The 3484-nt window shown below is 68.7% G+C and carries 4 protein-coding genes and 1 pseudogene; 4 read left to right on the forward strand and 1 reads right to left on the reverse strand.

The genetic code is table 11. From position 1 onward, the window contains the following. Positions 1 to 442, forward strand: a pseudogene (locus AC5RV2_RS15910) (hypothetical protein); the annotation flags it as partial. Positions 443 to 561: 119 nt separating this feature from the next. Then, positions 562 to 1101: an NUDIX hydrolase family protein gene (locus AC5RV2_RS15915; RefSeq protein ID WP_493976990.1), complete on the forward strand. Its 540-nt coding sequence runs from the start codon at positions 562 to 564 to the stop codon at positions 1099 to 1101. A 60-nt stretch (positions 1102 to 1161) separates the two neighbouring features. Here AC5RV2_RS15915 and AC5RV2_RS15920 read toward each other — a convergent pair whose 3' ends face one another. Then, positions 1162 to 1413 (reverse strand): hypothetical protein, encoded by a 252-nt coding sequence (locus AC5RV2_RS15920; protein ID WP_494068493.1) that lies wholly within the window; start codon positions 1411 to 1413, stop codon positions 1162 to 1164. A 360-nt stretch (positions 1414 to 1773) separates the two neighbouring features. Here AC5RV2_RS15920 and AC5RV2_RS15925 point away from each other — a divergent pair, with 360 nt between their 5' ends. Next, on the forward strand, positions 1774 to 2682 hold the full coding sequence (locus AC5RV2_RS15925; protein WP_494093138.1) for a DUF6707 family protein: 909 nt from the start codon (positions 1774 to 1776) through the stop codon (positions 2680 to 2682). A gap of 56 nt (positions 2683 to 2738) precedes the next feature. Further along, on the forward strand, positions 2739 to 3484 hold a 746-nt coding region (locus AC5RV2_RS15930; protein WP_494093139.1), incomplete at its 3' end, for an SRPBCC family protein.

Below are 3484 nucleotides of genomic sequence, written 5' to 3' on the forward strand. Positions count from 1 at the left end.
ACGCGCCGCCGCGCCGTCGTTCGGGCACGATTCCGGGCACAACCCGCCCGATCCGGCGCTGGCCGTCATGGCGGTCTGGGTGACGCCGGACGTATCCGGTGCTGCGGCCACCCTCCGCGGAATCGGCGCGCGTCCCCGGTTCAGCTGCGAGGGCGACGCGGCGGACTTCGCGGCGAAGAACGGCGGGCTGGTCGCGGTACAGCACGGCGATACGGAGCAGCTTGGGCTGGCGTTTGAGTACGACGGCGACCTGTCCGCCTTACGCGAGCGCCTCGCCACGGCCGGTTACGGCTGCTCGCGTGCGGACGAGGCCGGCCGGCAGGTCCTGCTGGTGGAGCATCCGGACGGCGCGAACCCGGCCGGCGGAGGGTACCTGCGGTTCAGCGGCACGCGAAACGGTTCGGCTGGAGACCGCCCGCTGCCGCCGACGCTTTTGTCCTGATGGGACCGGCGGTTCCGCGGTTCCGGCGGGTTTGGCCGCGGCTGGCCTGCGGTGGAACGGACGCGCCGTGCGGGGCGGCCGGCGTGACTGGCGTCGCAGGGGTGCGGTAGAACAAGTACATGAGCGTACGTACTCCCGACCCGTATCCCGGCTGGCTGTCCCACGAGGATCTGCACGAGGCGCGGCAACGCCTGCCGATGCTTTACGTAGAGGCGGTGCCCGTGCGGCTGGACTCGCTGGGGTATGTCACGGAGATCGGCCTGCTGCTGCAGGCATCGGACGAAGGCGAGATGGTGCGCACCTTCGTCTCCGGGCGGGTGATGTACCGCGAGACGGTCCGCGCCGCCCTGTTGCGTCATCTGGAGAAGGACCTCGGCCCGCTCGCCCTGCCGCAGCTGCCGGCCAGCCCGGTGCCGTTTACCGTGGCGGAATACTTCCCCTCACCGTCCGAGACCGGGCTGACGGATGACCGGCAGCATGCCGTGGCCCTGGCCTACGTCATTCCGGTCACCGGGGAATGCAACCCGCGCCAGGATGCCTTGGAATTGAGCTGGATGACGCCGGAAGATGCGCTGAGCCAGGCGGTCCAGTCCGAATTCGTCGGCGGCCGCGGCAACCTGCTGCGCCAGGCCCTGGCTCACGCGGGCTGGTGCCGCTGACCGCAGGCCGAGTGTCGGCGCGTTGACCGCAGGCCCGGTGCCGGCGGACTGACCGCCCGGCTACTTCGGCAGCATCCAGACGTACATCTGGGCGGCGAGGTCCCGGGACTCCTCCCGGTGCTGGTCCTGGTAGCTCAGCCGCTTCAGCGGGACCGGCCGCTGGCTGCGGCGGTTGGCCAGATCCGTCAGGACCGTGCCCGCGGCGCGCAGCAGCACGGTCAAACGACTCCTGCTGCGGAACTGCTCGGGGTACAAGGGGGCGTGCGTCGGCGCTTCGCCAAGGCGGGCCTCCGGGGCAAAAATGATGCTCATGGCTGGATTCAGCTTTCACAAGAATGTAGGGCTGCTGTGCGTGAGGTGCTTCGTCGTAAGAACCGACGAGGCACGGTTCCGGCGGGAACTTCGATATCTTGACGCTATCGGCGATCGCGGTCATCTTTGGTCCTCGATCCCGAGCCGGACACCGATTTTTTTGGGCCCGCGGCATCCGGTGCCGAGATCAACGCCCGGGCGCACCGTCCCTATTCCCATGACGTGGACCAGGTGAGAGTCCCCTCACAATCCATCGTTTCATCAGGTCGGCGCGCTGGACACCGGTCCACACCTCCCCCCGGAAAGATAACGAATTCATATACTGATCAGACGATCGCGAGCGTGACTAAGGATTTACCCATGACGGAACAGCAGGCCGAGACATACATCCACCATGTCAAGGCCGAGGCCGTTGGCGCCGGTGCCCGGTTCCTGACCCGTTCCGGAGAGCACTCGGCGCCGGTGGCAAGCACCGCCGTCGTACTCGACGATTTCGGCACGCCGGCGCTGGTGGTGGCCACGCTGGAAGACGGCAGCAAGGTGCGCATTGCCCACGGCTCGCGCATCCGCGTGGCTTCCTCGCGCAGGCCCGCGCCGCTGCCCGGCGCGCTGGCACTGGCTGAGCTGGAACTGATCCCGGCCGAGGAAGGCACTCCCGAGGCGGTGGTGGTCGAGGTGGCGCGGGCACACGGGCGCAATGCCCGGGTGCAGCGGCTGGCCGCACGCTTGAGCCGAGGCCTCAACACCAAAGCCGGCAGCCACCTGCAGGACGTGCGGGACCTGGCCCATATCCTGTTCGTGGAGCTGGACGACCGCGAACGCGCGCTCACGGTCTGCCGGCTGATCATCGACCAGCCGTTTGACGGGAACTTCGGCCGGTGGAAATGGATTCAGTCGACGATGGCCATGGCCGCCTACATGCTGCGGGAGTCCGGCGACGAGGAGGACCAGCAGGAAGCCCAGAGGCTGGCCGAGGCGCTGCGCACCCCCGACGACGCCGACGAGGACCCCTTCCGCGCGAAGGTCAACGCCGAGGTCCGCCAGCGCCAGCTGAACGAGCCGAACCTCTACGACAAGGAAATCCACCGCGCCATGGCCGCCGCCGACCGTGACGTGGAGCGTGAGTGGCGCGAACTGCGCTTGAGCTCGTTGTTGTACCTGCGCACGCACGGCGGCTCGGAGACCCTGGAGCCGGTCGAGCTGGACCGCCGGATCAGCAACGAACTGGTGGCGATCCGCGCACTCGACGCCCAGCAGCGGAACTCCTAGGGCCCGTTCCGCCCGACTCTGGCCACCCCTGCGGCCCCGCGGGTAGAGTCGGCCGCATGACGGATAGCGGCGTTGCACCGGCGAGCGATCCCCTGAGCGTCCACATCAATGCGGACGCCCGCCAGGTCTGGGTCATGCTGCGCGAGCCCAGGTCGATTGCGCAATGGCACGGCTGGGACATGAAGGGCCTGGACGAGGAGATCCGCGAAATCTACTTCACCGGTGCCACCGAATCCGAAGACCACAAACAGCTCACGCTGAGCAACGGCGATGCCTTTATCCTGAAGCCGGTGGGCGACGGCGTGCAGCTGAGCCTCAAGCGCGGCCGGGAGTCCGGCGAGAAGTCCGACGAATGGTGGGAGGACGTCACCGAAGGCTGGCTGACCTTCCTGCAGCAGCTGCGGTTCGCCCTGGAGCGGCACCCCAACGACCCACGCCAGACCACGTACCTCGGCGCGGACTCGCTGCCGCCCGACGGCCTGCTCGCCAGCCTGGGACTCGACAACCTGCCGGAACCGGACCAACCGTACTCCGCAACGCTGTCCACCGGCGAGGCTCTCTCCGGCAAGGTGTGGTTCCGGTCGGAGCGCCAGCTCGGGCTGACGGTTGATTCGTACGCCGACCATGGCGGCGGCCTCCTGATTGTTGCGACGACGCCGCCGCATCCGGAGGGCCGGCCGGAGGGCGGCTGCCAGGTGCTGGTCAGCTGCTACGGCCTCGGTGCCCGACGGCTGGCCGAAATCCGGGAAGCCTGGGATGGCTGGCGCAGCAGCGCGCTGCCCGGCGCCGACCCGCTGGTGCT

It is taken from the genome of Arthrobacter sp. Y3225116 (assembly GCF_059091245.1).